The 16,353-nt window shown below is 57.4% G+C and carries 17 protein-coding genes and 1 pseudogene; 9 read left to right on the top strand and 9 right to left on the bottom strand.

All coding sequences use genetic code 11. The annotated features are described in order from the left end of the window. Positions 1-171: 171 nt before the first annotated feature. The 4 genes from NWV12_RS02730 (at position 172) to yjiA (ending at position 4,702) form a co-directional block, all read left to right on the top strand. Positions 172-1,089 (top strand): YafY family protein, encoded by a 918-nt coding sequence (locus tag NWV12_RS02730; protein ID WP_039262271.1) that lies wholly within the window; start codon positions 172-174, stop codon positions 1,087-1,089. A gap of 191 nt (positions 1,090-1,280) precedes the next feature. After that, a complete protein-coding gene (locus tag NWV12_RS02725) occupies positions 1,281-3,434 on the top strand; it encodes a carbon starvation CstA family protein (RefSeq protein WP_023334384.1) in 2,154 nt (717 codons plus the stop codon). Between the two features lie 100 nt (positions 3,435-3,534). Next, the gene (locus tag NWV12_RS02720) at positions 3,535-3,738 is read left to right on the top strand and encodes a YbdD/YjiX family protein (protein WP_003856610.1); all 204 of its coding nucleotides are present in this window, start codon (positions 3,535-3,537) and stop codon (positions 3,736-3,738) included. Positions 3,739-3,748: 10 nt separating this feature from the next. Beyond that, entirely contained in the window at positions 3,749-4,702 is a 954-nt protein-coding gene (gene yjiA / locus NWV12_RS02715) for a GTPase (RefSeq protein ID WP_039262268.1), read from the top strand. 449 nt (positions 4,703-5,151) lie between these two features. On the opposite strand, the gene NWV12_RS02710 is transcribed toward yjiA, so the two are convergent. Next, entirely contained in the window at positions 5,152-6,510 is a 1,359-nt protein-coding gene (locus NWV12_RS02710; RefSeq protein ID WP_048980595.1) for an esterase-like activity of phytase family protein, read from the bottom strand. Positions 6,511-6,921: 411 nt separating this feature from the next. Here NWV12_RS02710 and NWV12_RS02705 point away from each other — a divergent pair, with 411 nt between their 5' ends. After that, complete coding sequence (locus tag NWV12_RS02705; protein WP_023310269.1) at positions 6,922-7,467, top strand: YfaZ family outer membrane protein; 546 nt, start codon at positions 6,922-6,924, stop codon at positions 7,465-7,467. Beyond that, positions 7,467-7,787, top strand: a complete 321-nt coding sequence (locus tag NWV12_RS02700; RefSeq protein WP_039262264.1) for a hypothetical protein — start codon at positions 7,467-7,469, stop codon at positions 7,785-7,787. The genes NWV12_RS02705 and NWV12_RS02700 overlap by 1 nt, the downstream gene beginning before the upstream one ends. 45 nt (positions 7,788-7,832) lie before the next feature. On the opposite strand, the gene NWV12_RS02695 is transcribed toward NWV12_RS02700, so the two are convergent. Continuing rightward, positions 7,833-9,203 (bottom strand): NAD-dependent succinate-semialdehyde dehydrogenase, encoded by a 1,371-nt coding sequence (locus tag NWV12_RS02695; protein ID WP_048980598.1) that lies wholly within the window; start codon positions 9,201-9,203, stop codon positions 7,833-7,835. A gap of 151 nt (positions 9,204-9,354) precedes the next feature. On the opposite strand from NWV12_RS02695, the gene NWV12_RS02690 reads away from it, so the two are divergent. Next, complete coding sequence (locus tag NWV12_RS02690) at positions 9,355-10,098, top strand: AraC family transcriptional regulator (RefSeq protein ID WP_048980600.1); 744 nt, start codon at positions 9,355-9,357, stop codon at positions 10,096-10,098. Between the two features lie 47 nt (positions 10,099-10,145). Then, positions 10,146-10,784 (top strand): LysE family translocator, encoded by a 639-nt coding sequence (locus NWV12_RS02685; protein WP_048980602.1) that lies wholly within the window; start codon positions 10,146-10,148, stop codon positions 10,782-10,784. Positions 10,785-10,814: 30 nt separating this feature from the next. Here NWV12_RS02685 and NWV12_RS02680 read toward each other — a convergent pair whose 3' ends face one another. Beyond that, on the bottom strand, positions 10,815-11,117 hold the full coding sequence (locus tag NWV12_RS02680; protein ID WP_048980603.1) for a BrnA antitoxin family protein: 303 nt from the start codon (positions 11,115-11,117) through the stop codon (positions 10,815-10,817). Beyond that, the gene (locus tag NWV12_RS02675) at positions 11,104-11,391 is read right to left on the bottom strand and encodes a BrnT family toxin (protein ID WP_048980720.1); all 288 of its coding nucleotides are present in this window, start codon (positions 11,389-11,391) and stop codon (positions 11,104-11,106) included. Before NWV12_RS02675 ends, NWV12_RS02680 begins: the two co-directional genes overlap by 14 nt. 170 nt (positions 11,392-11,561) lie before the next feature. On the opposite strand from NWV12_RS02675, the gene NWV12_RS02670 reads away from it, so the two are divergent. Beyond that, the gene (locus NWV12_RS02670; protein ID WP_048980604.1) at positions 11,562-12,833 is read left to right on the top strand and encodes a DUF445 domain-containing protein; all 1,272 of its coding nucleotides are present in this window, start codon (positions 11,562-11,564) and stop codon (positions 12,831-12,833) included. Here NWV12_RS02670 and NWV12_RS02665 read toward each other — a convergent pair. The 5 genes and pseudogenes from NWV12_RS02665 to NWV12_RS22100 all read right to left on the bottom strand — a co-directional run. Beyond that, positions 12,830-13,906, bottom strand: a complete 1,077-nt coding sequence (locus NWV12_RS02665; RefSeq protein ID WP_023310256.1) for a DUF2955 domain-containing protein — start codon at positions 13,904-13,906, stop codon at positions 12,830-12,832. The two genes, NWV12_RS02670 and NWV12_RS02665, sit on opposite strands and share 4 nt — an antisense overlap. A 4-nt stretch (positions 13,907-13,910) precedes the next feature. Beyond that, on the bottom strand, positions 13,911-14,978 hold the full coding sequence (locus NWV12_RS02660) for an HlyD family secretion protein (protein ID WP_101744430.1): 1,068 nt from the start codon (positions 14,976-14,978) through the stop codon (positions 13,911-13,913). After that, positions 14,975-15,445: a MarR family winged helix-turn-helix transcriptional regulator gene (locus NWV12_RS02655; RefSeq protein WP_033144545.1), complete on the bottom strand. Its 471-nt coding sequence runs from the start codon at positions 15,443-15,445 to the stop codon at positions 14,975-14,977. Before NWV12_RS02655 ends, NWV12_RS02660 begins: the two co-directional genes overlap by 4 nt. 149 nt (positions 15,446-15,594) lie before the next feature. Beyond that, positions 15,595-16,290, bottom strand: a complete 696-nt coding sequence (locus NWV12_RS02650) for a helix-turn-helix transcriptional regulator (RefSeq protein WP_048980606.1) — start codon at positions 16,288-16,290, stop codon at positions 15,595-15,597. Next, positions 16,265-16,351: pseudogene (locus NWV12_RS22100) on the bottom strand (amino acid-binding protein); the annotation flags it as partial. The pseudogene NWV12_RS22100 and the gene NWV12_RS02650, both read right to left, overlap by 26 nt. Positions 16,352-16,353 lie beyond the last annotated feature (2 nt).

The following is a 16,353-nucleotide window of genomic DNA, read 5'->3' as shown; positions in this document are numbered from 1 at the left end:
CGCGCTGGCCTTTTTTTCCGGCCAGCGCCGCTTTCTACAAAAACTCCTAAGGTTTCCGCTAAATCACGCCGTTATATAACCATAAGAGAAATTTTCTGTGACTGAATACTGACACCCTTTGTCAGTGCATCCGCATCATTCAGCGCATACCTAAATATACAGGATGACCTTATGGCTAAAACGACGCGGAGCCGCTCGGCTGAACGTCTGGTCGATATTCTGGTTGAGCTACATTTAAACGGTGTGGTAAACCGCAGTGCGCTAATGGAGAAATTTAAAATTACCGAGCGTACCGTCTACCGGGATTTAAATGCCCTCTCTCCCATTGTTGAACATACCGGTAACGGGCTATATCGGCTGATCCATTCTGCGCAATCGCCCGGCGGACAAGGCTTACATCACACCCTTGCTAACTTCCTGAATGCTGACAGCTTTTTCCCTGAAAGAAACATGGAATTCTGGCAAAAGCTTGAAACGCGCGTTGACGAAAACCATATTCTTATTCTTGGCAATGAGGCAGAACACACGGTAGAACGCGATATTCGCCGTCATTTAACGAAAATCGAGAAATCGATTAAAAACCATAATGTTTGTCAGATCGTTTATAAGGGAAAAACCCGTCTGATTAATCCCTATAAACTCATTAACAAAAAAAATATATGGTATTTACAAGCCACCGAAAATAGCCGCCTGAAATCCTTCTCATTGAGCCAGATTAGCTGGTTTGATATTCAGAAAACGACCTTCACGCCCGAAGAAAATGTCCTGGAGCTGCTGGAGAAAAGTCTCGACCCCTGGGTGTCTGAAAATACTTTCGCGGTGAAAATATTTATCAAGGATAATATTTCACATTACTTCCTGCGCCGCGATCTTCTGCCGGAACAGGAGCTGCTGGAGGAGCAGCAGGGCGGCGTCACGCTGCGCTGCCAGGCGGCGCACGAAAACCAGATCCTGCCGCTGCTGTTCTACTGGCTGCCCCACATTCAGATTCTGGAGCCGAACTGGCTGAAGGAAAAACTGATTAGAACGCTGGAGAACTATCTGGCGGTGGAGCGTAACCCGAATAATCAAGTGATCTCAATCACATAATTTCGCCCCCTGGCGGCGAGCCGGAACCGCTCGTCGCCCCCTTTGACCACTCACCCGGCACTTTCAACCACTCATTCATTTACCGTCCTTTACACGCGCGAGGATCTGGCACGATCGCTCCAGCATTAATCAATACCTCCTCACAACGAACCCTGACCCTTTTTTCTTTACATAAAAAACCAGGTCTTACTATGGATACTAAAAAACTACTGAAGCACGTGCCCTGGGCCTTACTCGGGATCCTCGGCGCTTTTTGTCTGGCGGTTGTCGCATTACGCCGGGGCGAACACGTAAGCGCCCTGTGGATCGTGGTCGCGTCGGTTTCCGTCTATCTTGTTGCTTATCGCTACTACAGCTTGTACATCGCGCAGAAGGTCATGAAGCTCGACCCGACGCGCGCCACTCCGGCGGTCATTAACAATGACGGCCTGAACTACGTGCCAACCAACCGCTACGTGCTGTTTGGTCACCACTTTGCCGCTATCGCGGGCGCGGGCCCGTTGGTGGGCCCGGTGCTGGCCGCGCAGATGGGCTACCTGCCGGGTACCCTGTGGCTGCTCGCCGGCGTGGTGCTGGCGGGTGCGGTGCAGGACTTTATGGTGCTGTTTATCTCTTCTCGCCGTAACGGCGCCTCTCTGGGTGAGATGGTCAAAGAAGAGATGGGCCGCGTGCCGGGGACGATCGCTCTGTTCGGCTGCTTCCTGATTATGATCATCATCCTAGCGGTGCTGGCCCTGATCGTGGTGAAAGCGCTGGCCGAAAGTCCGTGGGGCGTCTTCACCGTCTGCTCAACCGTGCCGATTGCGCTGTTCATGGGTATCTACATGCGCTTCCTGCGTCCGGGACGCGTGGGTGAAGTGTCGGTGATTGGTATCGTGCTGCTGGTAGCCTCCATCTACTTCGGCGGCGTGATTGCGCACGACCCTTACTGGGGCCCGGCGCTGACCTTCAAGGACACCACCATTACCTTCGCGCTGATTGGCTATGCGTTTATCTCCGCGCTGCTGCCGGTCTGGCTGATTCTGGCCCCGCGTGACTACCTCGCGACCTTCCTCAAAATCGGCGTTATCGTCGGTCTGGCGATCGGCATCCTGGTGATTAACCCGGATCTGAAAATGCCTGCGGTCACGCAGTACATCGACGGCACCGGCCCGCTGTGGAAAGGCGCCCTGTTCCCGTTCCTGTTTATCACCATCGCCTGCGGTGCGGTCTCCGGCTTCCACGCCCTGATTGCCTCCGGTACCACGCCTAAGCTGCTGGCGAACGAGAAAGACGCGCGTCTGATCGGCTACGGCGCGATGCTGATGGAGTCCTTCGTGGCGATCATGGCGCTGGTTGCAGCCTCCATTATCGAACCGGGTCTCTACTTCGCGATGAACACCCCGCCTGCTGGCCTCGGCATCACCATGCCAAACCTGCACGAAATGGGCGGTGACAACGCGGCGCTGATTATGGCGCAGCTGAAGGACGCGAGCGCACACGCGGCGGCGACCGTCAGCTCCTGGGGCTTCGTGATTTCGCCTGAGCAGATTATGCAGACGGCGAAGGACATCGGCGAACCGTCCGTGCTGAACCGCGCCGGTGGCGCGCCTACGCTGGCGGTGGGTATCGCACACGTGTTCCACAAGGTGCTGCCGTGGGCGGACATGGGCTTCTGGTACCACTTCGGTATTCTGTTCGAAGCGCTGTTCATCCTGACCGCGCTGGACGCCGGTACCCGTGCGGGCCGCTTCATGCTGCAGGACCTGCTCGGTAACTTCGTGCCGTTCCTGAAGAAAACCGACTCTCTGGTGGCGGGCATTCTGGGTACTGCGGGCTGCGTAGGCCTGTGGGGCTACCTGTTGTATCAGGGCGTTGTCGACCCGCTCGGCGGCGTGAAGAGCCTGTGGCCGCTGTTCGGTATCTCTAACCAGATGCTCGCAGCCGTTGCTCTGGTGCTCGGTACCGTGGTCCTCGTGAAGATGAAGCGCACCAAATACATCTGGGTAACCGTTGTTCCTGCGCTGTGGCTGCTGCTCTGCACCACCTGGGCGCTTGGCCTGAAGCTGTTCAGCGCCAACCCGCAGCTGGAAGGCTTCTTCTTCATGGCTAACCAGTACAAAGAGAAGATTGCCGCAGGCGGCGCGGACCTGACCGCGCAGCAGATTGCCAACATGAACCATATCGTGGTGAACAACTACACCAACGCGGGTCTGAGCATTCTGTTCCTGGTGGTGGTGTACAGCATCATCTTCTACGGCATCAAAACCTGGCTGAACGTGCGTAACGCCGACGGCCGTACGGATAAAGAAACCCCGTACGTGCCGGTGCCGGAAGGCGGCGTGAAGACCTCTTCACACCATTAATCCGCAATCCTCCCCCTCTCCCTTTGGGAGAGGGCTGGGGTGAGAGGAACATAAGCCCAGCGGACTCACATCGCCGGGCTTTTTCTGTCTGGAACCCACAATGTTTGGTAACTTAGGCGAAGCAAAAAAATACCTCGGTCAGGCGGCGAAAATGCTGATTGGCATTCCGGACTATGACAACTACGTTGAGCACATGAAGACCAACCATCCGGATAAGCCGTACATGACCTACACCGAATTCTTCCGCGAGCGCCAGGAAGCGCGCTACGGCGGAAGTGGAGAAGGCGGCGTTCGCTGCTGCTAAAGGAGAGACCATGACCCCGATTGCCGTTACCCTGCTGACCGGTTTCCTCGGCGCCGGTAAAACCACCCTGCTGCGCCACATCCTGAACGAACAGCACGGCTTCAAAATCGCCGTCATCGAAAACGAATTCGGCGAGGTCTCCGTTGACGATCAATTGATCGGCGATCGCGCCACCCAGATCAAAACCCTGACCAACGGCTGCATCTGCTGCACCCGCTCTAACGAATTAGAAGACGCCCTGCTGGATCTGCTCGACAGCCGCGATCGCGGCGAGATCGACTTTGACCGCCTGGTGATCGAGTGCACCGGCATGGCCGACCCCGGCCCGATTATTCAGACCTTTTTCTCTCACGAAATCCTCTGCCAGCGCTACCTGCTGGACGGCGTGATTGCCCTGGTCGACGCGGTTCACGCCGACGAGCAGATGAACCAGTTCACCATCGCCCAGTCTCAGGTGGGCTACGCCGACCGCATCCTGCTGACCAAAACCGACGTGGCGGGCGAAAGCGAAAAACTGCGCGAGCGCCTGACGCGCATTAACTCCCGCGCGCCGGTTTACACGGTGACGCATGGCGACATCGATCTGTCTCAGCTGTTCAACACCAACGGCTTTATGCTGGAGGAGAACGTCACCGCAAAACCGCGCTTCCACTTTATGGGAGACAGGCAAAACGACGTGGCGTCGATAGTGGTGGAGCTGGACTACCCGGTGGACATCGGCGAGGTTTCGCGCGTGATGGAAAACCTGCTGCTGTCGTTTGCCGACAAGCTGCTGCGCTACAAAGGGATGCTGTGGATTGACGGCGAGCCGAACCGCCTGCTGTTCCAGGGCGTACAGCGCCTGTACAGCGCAGACTGGGACAGACCCTGGGGCGAGGAAGCGCCGCACAGCGTGATGGTATTTATAGGCATACAGCTGCCGGAAGAGGAAATTCGGGCGGCGTTTGCGGGCCTGAAGAAATAACCGCTATGCATCTCCTCTCCCCTGTGGGGCTGAGGGATCCCCGGTAATTTTTTAACCTGAAGCGATGAATGTTGCTTCAGAAAAATTAGTGGCTCACAGCGATGCCCTGGTCCGGCTGTAAATCGCCGAAGCGTTTCCGTAAGGCCGGGGCGAGGCGCAGGGATGCGCCGAGAGGGCGTGGCCTGCAGGGATGCAGGCTCATGCCCGACCCGATAGCCTGAAGGAATAAGCTGAGGGCACCGCGAAGCGGCGATTTACCGCCGGGAGCCCGGGTCGCCAGGGTGGTGGCGATTGAGCCACCCTGGCACGTTCACCGGTCATGCCGTTACAGAGTAGCAAGGAACATGAAGTGAACGGAATGACCACTAGAGCCGTATGTTCCCCCTCACCCCAGCCCTCTCCCTCAAGGGAGAGGGGGCGTCTGTGCAGGCATTATTTTGTGGGGATACTTATTTCACCGCCTCCGGCAGCGTCACAATCCACAGCTCGCTGTCCGACTCCGGCTTCTTCAGCGGCTTCACGCTGAGCGTGGTTTCCACCGGCTTATCATCCAGCGTCAGCTTGCCTTTCGCGTTCACCCGATAATCCTTGAGCTTCTTGCCCTCGACCGGGTTTTGCATCGCCACCTTTACGCCAAAGTCGTTATCGTTCGCTACCGCAAGCGTTTTGCTGTCGATCAGCGCCAGCCCTTCGGCCTTTTCCTGCTGCCAGCCCAGCGCGCGGAGATCGACGACCTGCGTTTTAGCCGCAAGGGTAATGCCGCGCTGCGCCAGGGTTTTCTCATCATCAAACTCCGGGTACTCGCCCGGCTTGTCGAAGGCGGAAAGGTCGCTCGCCTTGCTGAGATCCACCTTGTAAATCAGGTTACGCATCCCGTCGTTTTTATCGCTTCCCTGCTCAATCAGCAGGATGTGCTGGTCATCGAGCGCCACGATGTCGCCGATTTTGGCGTCGCTGTTTTTGCTGTAGGCCGCGCTGTCGATAGGGTAACCGTACATCGCCGTTTTCCCGGTCGCCGGGTCGAAGCTCACCAGACGCGTAAACAGCGCCTGCTTTTTGCTCTTGCCGTCAATATCCAGCGTGCTTTGCACGGCGGCGATAATCCGCCCGTCCGGCATCCGGGTCAGGCCTTCAAAGCCCCGGTTCGCCTGGCGCCATTTGATAATGTTTGGCAGGCCGCCCGCGATGGATTTCTCCCCTTCCGCGGCCTGCGGCCCGTGGATCGCCAGGATCTTCCCTTTGCTGTCGACGTTAATCAGGAACGGACCATATTCGTCGCACAGCCAGTAGCCGCCTTTGCCGTCCGGGGTGATGCCTTCCGTGTCCAGCCCGCGGTTGTCACCCTTCAGGATCTTGAGGGTATCGCTGAACGCCACTTCATTGGTGGAGCCAATCACGCCGCTTTGCAGCGGCAGACCGTTAATCTCGCCTTTATCATCATGCAGCGGGCGGGCGTCGACAGCCTCCGCTTTGCCGTTCTGAACGCGGATGGTCATCAGCAGCGGCGCGAAATCAGGTGTGACAAATATTTTGGCTTCGTTTTTACCCATTTTTGGCGCATCGGCGTTTGGACCGCGATCGGTCACGGTCGCAAAGGTCAGGGCGTCGCCCTGCTTGCCCGTAAACAGCAGGCCGGAGCCAATGCCCACGGGGAGTCCGTTCGGAAAGGCGCTGGCAAACGCGCCGCTGTAGCTCACGTGGGAGCCTTCAGGGAAGCTGACGACATAGCGCTCAGCAGTAGGCTGCGCCGCCAGGCCAGAGAAAGAGAGCGCACAGCCGATTAGCACAGGAATAATTTTTCTTTTCATATTGTTAGCATCCAGTTAGTGAAGCCAACAACGTAAAGAATAAACGTGTCAGAAAAATGACATGGAAGGGAAACCGGCCTGCGCGATTGAACGTATATTCATCGCTCGAAATGTAAGGCTTTGTTGTTTTGTGTGACAGGCGAAACATTTTTGGAAATTATTAGAAACCCAATTAATTCATCTCAAATCACTATCCCCGCCTCGTTCAGTTTATGTTTAGTCAAAAAACTAAACGGTTCCTAAACGCTAAAAACATCCCCTGTTGACACCCCGACAATCAAACATCATTGCAACAACTTCAATAAAAAAGTTAACAATATCAGTATAAAACCGCGATTTATATCACATTTGCAGTCATTAACATCGCTTGTTAAGGTGCGCCCAGATGAATTTAATGACGAGGCATAAAACATGAAAAAACTGAATATCCTTCTTCTTTCTGCTCTGGCTGCCGTATCGGGTTCCGCACTGGCGATGGGCGGCACCGTTGAGCAGGGTAAAAACTTTACCAACCTCAATCTGGAAATGGGGAAATCCTCATCCGGTGTTTATCTGGAAAGTAACTGGCTGAAAAACACCGACGACGGTACCCAGACCGGCGGCGTGGGCGCAGGCTACAACCTGGGTCTTGGCCCGGTGATGCTGAACGCGGGCGCAAAAGCCATCTACCTCGGCCCGAAAAAAGGCGATAACGGCGTGGCGTTCCCGATTGGCGGCGGCGTAAACGTTGCCCTGACCGACAGCATCCACGTGTACGGTGAAGGCTATGTCGCACCAGAAGGCCTGAACAACAGCGTGAAAAACTACGTCGAAGCCAACGGCGGCGTAAGCTGGACGCCAATTACGCCAGTGACCCTGAAAGTGGGCTACCGCCACGTGAGCGTGGACGGCAAAGACGGTCGTCCTGGCCACACGCTGATTGACGGCGCATATGTAGGCGGTGGAGTCACCTTCTGATGAAACACCGCATGACCGCGCTTTGCGTTCTGAGCCTCACGCTGATGCTCGCCGGCTGCGTCCAGTACAAATGGGTGAAACCGGGCGTCAGCGATGCGGAAATGAATAAAAAGCTCACGGAATGCGAAGCGCAGGCGCTGATCGATCTGCCCCCGGATAACGTCGTAACCGGATCCAGCTCGGAAAAAACGGACAAAAAGAACAAGAAAAAGGATATTTCCACGAGCTACACGGTTGAAGACGCGAATGAATATCGACGGGATACGTTAGTTGACAGCTGCATGTTCAAAAGCGGCTGGGACAAGATCGAAGTGCAATAATCCCTTTAAAAAAACCTGCCGGCTGGCAGGTTTTTTTATGACCTCTTACTTACGCACCACCACCAGCTTCTGGTTCACAAACTCTTTGATCCCCAGATCCGACAGCTCGCGCCCGTAGCCGGAGCGCTTCACGCCACCGAACGGCAGCTCTGGCGCGGTATCGGTGAGCCAGTTGATGTACACCATCCCGGTTTCAATCCGCGACGCCATTTTCTTCGCGCGCTCGATATTCTGGCTGAATACCGCCCCGCCCAGGCCGTAGTGGGAGTCGTTCGCCAGCGCGACCGCCTCGTCGTCGTTTTTCACCACGTACATCTGCGCCACCGGGCCGAAGAACTCTTCGAAATACGCCGGGTTATCGCGGGAGATATTCGTCAGGATCGTCGGTTCGAAGAAACTCCCGTCGCGCTGCGCCGGTTTGCCGCCATAGTGCAGCGTGGCGCCGTTTTTCACCGCCTCGTTAACCTGTCTGGTCAGCGTTTCGAGCGCATCTTTAGACGACAGCGGCCCCAGCGTGGTGCTTTCGTCCAGCGGATCGCCAATCTTCACCTGCTTAAAGGCCTCGGTGAATTTGCTCAGGAAGGCATCCGCAATCTTTTCATGCAGGATAAAGCGCTTCGCCGCGGTACAGACCTGCCCGGCGTTGTTGAGCCGCGCGTTAACGCCAATTTTCACGGCCTTCTCAAGGTCTGCGTCATCCAGGACCACGAACACGTCATTACCGCCCAGCTCCAGCGTAGATTTCTTGATGTGCTTCGCCGCCTGCGCCGCCACCACGCTGCCCGCCTTTTCGGAGCCGGTTAATGCGGCGCCCTGCACGCGATCGTCGGCAATGATGTTCGCCACCTGCTCGGACGAAATAAACAAGTTGGTCCATGCCCCTTCCGGTGCCCCCGCCTCGCGCACCAGATGGGCAAAGGTCTCGGCGCAGTGCGGCACGATGCTGGCATGCTTGGCGATGACGGGGTTACCCGCCGCCAGGTTCGGCGCCAGGACGCGCATCAGCTGGTAATACGGGAAGTTCCACGGCTCAACGGCCATCAGCACGCCGATGGGGTGATGCTCCACCCACGCTTCCCCGAGCTCAGAGTCGTACTTCACCGGGGCAAGGAACCGCTGCGCGTTGTCGGCGTAGTAGCGGGCGATCTGCGCGCACAGCTTCACCTCGCCGCGGCTCTGTTCGATGAGCTTACCCATCTCCTGGCTGGCGATTTTCGCAAGATCCTCCACGCGCTCGTCGATCAGATCGGCAAGCTTATAAAGCACCGGCAGGCGCTGGCTGATGTCGCCTTTCGCCCAGTCCGAATGATAAAGCGCATCGGCCGCGCTGAGCGCCGCTTCGATATCCGCGTCGGTATGTGAGGGGTATTCTTTGATGAGCTGGTTAGTGGCAGGATTTACTGTCTGATAAGCCATGTCGAATCTCCTTGTTTTACCGCTTAGGGTATTAAGGGTAGTCAACATGACTGGCTGTGGACGTAAAGTTGGGTATATCCGGAAGGTTCTTAATGAAGCGCTGCCGGACGGTTCGCTGACGTGGTATAAAAAACCTCCAGAAGGAGCGACCATGACCGATACCCGACATATCCGCCAGACTTTTCACCGCGCCTCAGGCCTTGAGCTGCGCAGCACCTGGCAGAGCACGCAGGCGTACAAACGCCACAGTCACCCTCAGCTCTCCATCGGCGCGATTGTGGAGGGCCAGACTTGCTGCGTATGTCATGACAGAGAGTACATCCTTCATCCCGGGGACCTCATCGCGATCCCGGCCGGTGCGCCGCACAGCTGCAACCCCGTCGCCGGGCAACCGCGCAGCTACCATATGCTCTATATCGACACCGGGCTTCCGCTGGCGCTACAGGTGATTCGTAGCCCAACCCTCTTTGCCCATTACCTGGACGTTGTCGAGGCCCTGTCTCCGGCATCACTGGAGACGCTGCTTTCTTCCCTTCCCCGCGCCGCGGATAACGCTGACGCGCTTCGCGCAACCAGCCAGCAGATTCAGCAGGCGTTTCTTTCCGATCTCGCCTGCCCGCCTTCCCTCGACGAGCTTGCCCAACGCTTCTCGCTGCGCAAGGAGACGCTGATCCGCACCTTCAGGCAGGACACCGGCCTGACGCCGGGCAGTTTTCTCAACATCTCCCGCGTGGAGTACGCCAAGGTGCGGCTGCGTGCCGGGGACGATATTGCCGACATCGGCTACCAGAGCGGCTTTGCCGACCAGAGCCATTTTCATAAGACCTTCGTCAGCTATACCGCCGCCACGCCGCGCCAGTACGCCACCGGCCGATCAATATCAGACAATAAATAGGTTCTGCAGCGCCGTACTCTGACCTCGGATTGTTAACCGAGGTCGCTATGGAACTGTTCTTCCCTTCCGCTTTTCTCGCCCTGGCGCTGGCGCACTTTGTTGCCCTGTTAAGCCCGGGCCCGGATTTCTTCCTGCTGGTGGGCTACGCCGCGCGCTATCGGCTGCGCGGCAGCGCCGGACTGTGCCTCGGCATTGCCGCGGGCAACGCGCTTTATATTCTTCTGGTGATTATCGGCTGGAGCGCGCTGCGCCAGTTTACGTGGCTGTTTACCCTTATCGAACTTTGCGGGGCGCTGTACCTGCTGTGGGTCGGCTCGCATCTGATTCGCAGCCGCCAGCAGGCGCTGGCGCTGAATGAAACCCACCAGCGCTTTCCCTCACGGCAAAAGCAGATCCTGCTGGGGCTCAGTTCGGCGCTGCTAAACCCGAAGAACGCGCTGTTCTATCTGGCGCTGATGACGGCCTTGCTGGGTCCGGACGTCACGCTGCTTCAGCAATCGATCTGCGGCGTCTGGATGGTGGTGGTGGTGCTGGTGTGGGATCTGGCGCTGGTATCGCTGATGGGGCTATCGTCGGTGCAAAAGAAGCTCAGCCGTTCGCTGTGGCTGATAGAGCGCACGGCGGGGGTGGTGCTGATGGGATTTGGCGGGTGGGTGCTGTGGCGGCTACTGGAAAATATACGCTGAGATAGCGGGCAGCCTGACGCCGCCCGTTGCTTATTTTTTGTTTTGATCGCGCAGCATAGCTTCACGCAAAATGGCATTGAGCCTCGTCTGGTAACCTTTTCCAGGCCGTTTAAGCCACTCCATCACGTCAGCGTCGATACGTACAGACGCCTGAGTTTTGAGTGGCCGATAGAACTTCCCTCGCACCGCCCCTGACCACTGTTCATCTCCCATGGCAGGGATATCGCTGTAATCAATCTCTGCTTCCGATTTTTCGGCTAGTGCTTTGAGCTCAGCCTCACGGCGAGCACTCATCTCAGGCGCACTACCGCGTTTATATTTAACCATGCTCATAACGGTTCCTCTCTTTACGGTCCGCCTTTCGTGCGCTAATGATTCGAATGACTTCGTCACCACTTTCAAAACGTACCGTGTGTGCGACCATAATGACAATTAGACCATGTACAAGGCCAATGGTCTGCCAACGGAACTCTCCATTTTCATGACGATCCTGCAAAGATAAATGGTAAGGATCGTCAAACACCAGAACAGCTTCTTCAAAGCGAATCCCATGCTTAATGAGATTGCTTTTCGCTTTGTTGGTATCCCATTCAAACTCCGTTGGCATAGTGTACCCTTCCCTTATTGTATATACAAAAAAGCATATACAAAACGTTCGTAAATTGAACCGGTCGACATCGTTCAATTTCAATATCTGAAGGCGCATTCCAGAAGCTGAAACGCGGAGGTCCTTCTCCTTCTTTGCACTTTCCCCCCGCTTCCCTCTATCCTTAACCCATGGAAAAAATAGCTGAACTCAAACGCGCCAAGCTGCTGGCGCTGTCGCTGCTGCTGATTGCCGCCGCGGCGTTTATCACCACCCTGTTCCTGCCGCAGACCTTCTGGGTGCGCGGCGTGAAGGCCATTGCCGAGGCGGCGATGGTCGGCGCGCTGGCAGACTGGTTTGCCGTGGTTGCGCTGTTCCGTCGGGTGCCCATTCCGTTTATCTCGCGCCATACGGCGATTATCCCGCGCAATAAAGACCGGATCGGCGACAATCTCGGTCAGTTTGTGCAGGAGAAATTTCTCGACACACAATCGCTGGTCGCGTTGATTCGCCGCTATGAACCTGCCCAGATGATCGGCGCCTGGTTCAGCAAGCCCGACAACGCCCAGCGCGTCGGGCTGCACTTGATGCAGGTGATGAGCGGTTTTCTCGAACTGACCGATGACGGACGCATTCAGCGCCTGCTGAAACGGGCGGTGCATAAGGCCATCGATAAGGTCGATTTCACCGAAACCAGCGCCGTGATGCTGGAGAGCATGACCAAAAACAACCGTCACCAGGTGCTGCTGGACGCGATCATCAATCGTCTGATTACCCTGATTCAGCGGGAGAGCACGCGGGACTTTATTGCCGATCAGATTGTCCACTGGCTGAAGACCGAACACCCGCGCAAGGCGATGGTGCTGCCCACCGAGTGGCTGGGCGATCAAAGCGCGGAGATGGTGTCGAACGCGGTGAACGCGCTGCTGGACGATATCAGCCACGACCGCACGCACCAGATCCGCCAGGCGTTCGACCGCGCCACGCTGAAGCTTATCGACAACCTGAAAAACGATCCGGAAATGGCGGCGAAAGCCGACAACATCAAGCACTACCTGAAAAACGATGAGGCGTTTAACCGCTATCTGGGAGAGATGTGGGCCGACCTGCGCCAGTGGCTGAAAGCGGATATGCAAAGCGAGGATTCGCGGGTGAAGCAGCGCATCGCCAACGCCGGGCTGTGGTTTGGCGAAACGCTGTCTAATGACGCCAGCCTGCGGGCGTCGCTGAACGAGCATCTGGAGCAGGCCGCGCACCGCCTCGCGCCGGATTTCGCGGCGTTTCTGACTCGCCACATCAGCGACACGGTCAAAAGCTGGGACGCTAAAGACATGTCCCGCCAGATTGAGCTCAATATCGGTAAAGATCTGCAGTTCATCCGCGTCAACGGCACGCTGGTCGGCGGGACGATTGGCCTGATCCTGTTTTTACTCTCGCAGCTGCCTGCCGTGCTGGGGCATTAATCTACTTTGGGCGGCGCGATGACGTAGCGCGTCGCCTCGAAGCGGTTGAGGATAAGGTGCACCAGGAAGACCATCGTCAGCGTTGCGACCAGCGAAAAGGTGACGGAGGTGATGCGGTAGAGATCGCTGAACACGAGATCAGTGTCCGGGTGCATGTTCTGCCCGAACATAATGCCGATGGTGGTGATGCTGGAAAACCCCACGCCCGCGCCCACCTTTTCCATCACGTGCAGACGCGCGCCAAACGCCAGCCCGAGGCCGATCAGCGGCATCATCAACAGCATATGGCTGCTGTGATCGTAGAGGATCAGCTGCACCACCAGAATGTAGAGGCAGCCCAGCACCACGCCGACCACGCGCCAGATCGAGCTCATCACCGAACCGCGGTAGTGCATGGGGAACAGAATTAAAATCCCCGCCATCAGCGCCGAAAGCGAATCGCTTAAGTCGCTGATCTGAAACACCACGAATATCAGCGTCGCGACGGTGCCGGAGAGCAGCGACTCGTGGCGCACGCGGGCATCGTCTTTCTCAATCAGCGGCGGCGGCCTGCGGGGCTCCACGTCCGGCAGGAGATAGTTCATCAGCGCGCTCAGACACACCGCCATCACGCTCGCTTCGATGTTGGAAAACAACAGCGTGTGCCAGCTGGTGGTGGGGTAGCTCATAAAGTTGAGCATCACGCTCTGGCACACCACGCCCATTGAGCCAAACAGGAACAGCGGCCCCTTGCTCATAAAGCGAAAACGCATCACGTACAGGGCGAACACCACCAGCGTCATAATGACCGGCCATTGCGACAGATAGCCGATGATGAAGATCATTTCGACGCAGTTTAGCGCGGCGCTGAAGATAAACTGCTTTGCCACGTGGCGGTTAAACACCGGCACCAGCGACAGGAGCATGATCGGATAGACCACGAAAAATACGCCGTAGCTGGTGTTGTAGAAGCTGGAGATGCTGAGCGCAATCATCCCGGCGAAGACGATGCGCAGGGTCTGGCGAAAGTCGTTTGCCGTGTAGACGATGTTGCCGTGCGGGGTAAATACCCGCGCCAGGGTGCTAATAGACATCGAACTAATAAACATAGTGCAGCAGGCTCACCAGGTGGATCTGCATCCCGGAGAAGAAGCGCGCAAACGGCCCTTCGCTGTTGTAGAGCTGCACGGTCGCCCGCGCGCCGGTCGGCAGATGCTTCGGCAGCGCTTCATCCAGCGTCACGTGAATGCGCATCCGCTGAGCGTCACGTACCCAGCGGTTGGAGGTTTCCGGCTCGGACAGCTGGCCGTTCACGGCCTCCTGACCCGCCAGTATCCCCGCGTCGCTGCTGGTCACGTGGGCGCGGAAAACGTGCCCCGGGAAGGCGTCGAACACCACGGCGGCGTCGGTGCCCTGATGGGTGTGGCGCAGGCTCTTCTCGCGGAAATCGGCGACGATATCGGTCTGGTTGTTCACCAGCGCCAGCGCGGCAGAGCCGGATGAGGCATAGAAACCGGGACTTAACTGCAGGTTACTGACCGTACCGTCCGCCTGGGCGTAGACCTTCGTCCAGCCGAGGTTAAGCTCCGCGTCATCCAGCGCGTTACGGTATTTTTGCAGCGTCACGTTGCGATGCTCGTCCCGCTCGCCGCGCTGAATACGCAGGTTATGGATATTGGCCTGGATGGAGCTGACGGACTGCTCGCTGCTCTGCCAGGTGGTACGAACCTTATCCAGATCCGCCTGCGAGACGTTCTGCAGGGTGCTCAGCTTCTGGTAGCGATCGAAGGTCACTTTATCGTTACGCGCGGTCAACACGGCGGTTTTCAGGCTGGCCTGCGCGGCAGCGATCTGCGCATCCAGCTGTTCGTTGGAAAGGCGTGCCTGCTCAAGCGCGATTTGCGCCGCTTCCACTTTATTGCGAAACGGCGTGTCGTCGAGCTCAAACAGCAGATCGCCTTTTTTCACCTGGCTGTTGTTGTGGACATGTACCGCCGCCACGTAGCCGGAGACGCGCGGAGAAACCGGCGTCACCACGCGCATCACGGTGGAGTCCGGCGTCAGCGGGATCCAGATATCCGCGACGATAAAGTAGACAAACATCAGCAGGAAAGAGGCAATACTCACCCTTACCCAGCGGGCAAACTTTTGTTCAGGGGTCATTATTTTTCGGTCTTGTTATCTTCTTCGCGGATTGTCCGCAAATTGCAGGCGAATTGATTCAGGGTGGCGCTGAAAATGTCGATATGTTCCGGCGCGATGTTTTGCGATACGCGCGCCTGATAGGTCTCAATCACCTGAGTGAGCCTTTTTAATATGGCTTTTCCCTCAGGCGTCAGCGTCAGAAGCCGGATGCGCTTGTCATAAGGCGATACGGAGCGCAGCAGGTAACCCTGCTTTTCCAGCTGTGTCAGGGTGCGCATCAGCGGCGGCAGTTCAATGCCCTGCACCTCCGCCAGCTCACTCACGGAGACGTTATCCCCGAGCTGATGAAGCTGCATCATCACCGTCCAGCTCGACTGGGTTAACCCGGTATCGAGAATGGCGTCGTCGATTACCGCACGCCACTGGCGCACGATCATCGCCATCCGCATGCCCATCGGCCTGCGGCTAAACAGTTCTTCTTCGCTCATGGGGAAACCTCTCGTCACACGCGGTAACGATAATAGTTATCATGGTAAGTATCAAGAAACGAGAGGCGAAAGAGCAGGAATTGCGAAAACGATGTCTCCCTCTCCCCGTGGGAGAGGGTCGGGGTGAGGGCACCAGCCCGCAGCGGAGTTTAGCGGCTAAAAAGTCTCTTAACAGCAGCCCTACCTGAAGCCGTCACCACCACCTCCCTGTATCCCACCACCCGCTGGATCCACCCTTTGCTTTCCAGATAAATGAGCAGCGCCGCGCCCGCCTCACCGCCCAGATGAAACCGCCGCTCGCTCCAGTCCAGACAGGCGCAGCAGGCTTTTCGGCGCGGGTGAGCGCTTAACGAAACGCCGAGCGTCAGGAACTGCTCGCGGCCATACGGCGTGAGCGCTGAACCGTCTGCCTCCAGCCAGCCTTCCGCCTGCATAAAATCGTAGATTTGCACCGCAACCCTTCCGGCAAGATGGTCGTAGCAGGTTCGGGCCTCGCGCATGGCTTTCGGCGCGGTTGTTTCCGGCGGGGTGATGCGGCTCCAGGAGAGCCCCATCATATGCTCGACCAGCGCCGCCACGTCGTGCCCAGCCAGACGATAATAGCGGTGCCGCCCCTGAGACAGGCAGGTAACCAATTGCCCTTCCACCAGCCGGGCGAGATGGCCGCTGGCGGTCGACGGCGCAACGTCTGCCGCCGCGCTCAGCTCGGTGGCGGTCCACGCCCGCCCGTCCATCAGCGCGCACAGCATTTTTACGCGCGACGGATCGGCCATTGCGGCAGCCACCGCGGCAATGGCCTGTTCCAGCACCGCGCCGTTCTCAGGAGGTAGGCTCGTTTTTAACATGGGTCGCCCAGGGTTCGGTTATCTCTGCGGCCAGCTTATCATCATCCGTCAGCAGAATGAGGT

Source organism: Enterobacter sp. Crenshaw, from assembly GCF_024734705.1.
In the GTDB taxonomy this organism is placed as follows: Bacteria; Pseudomonadota; Gammaproteobacteria; order Enterobacterales; family Enterobacteriaceae; genus Enterobacter; species Enterobacter asburiae_B.
Note: the sequence above shows the minus strand (reverse complement) of the source record. Positions and strands in the feature narration are given on the sequence as shown.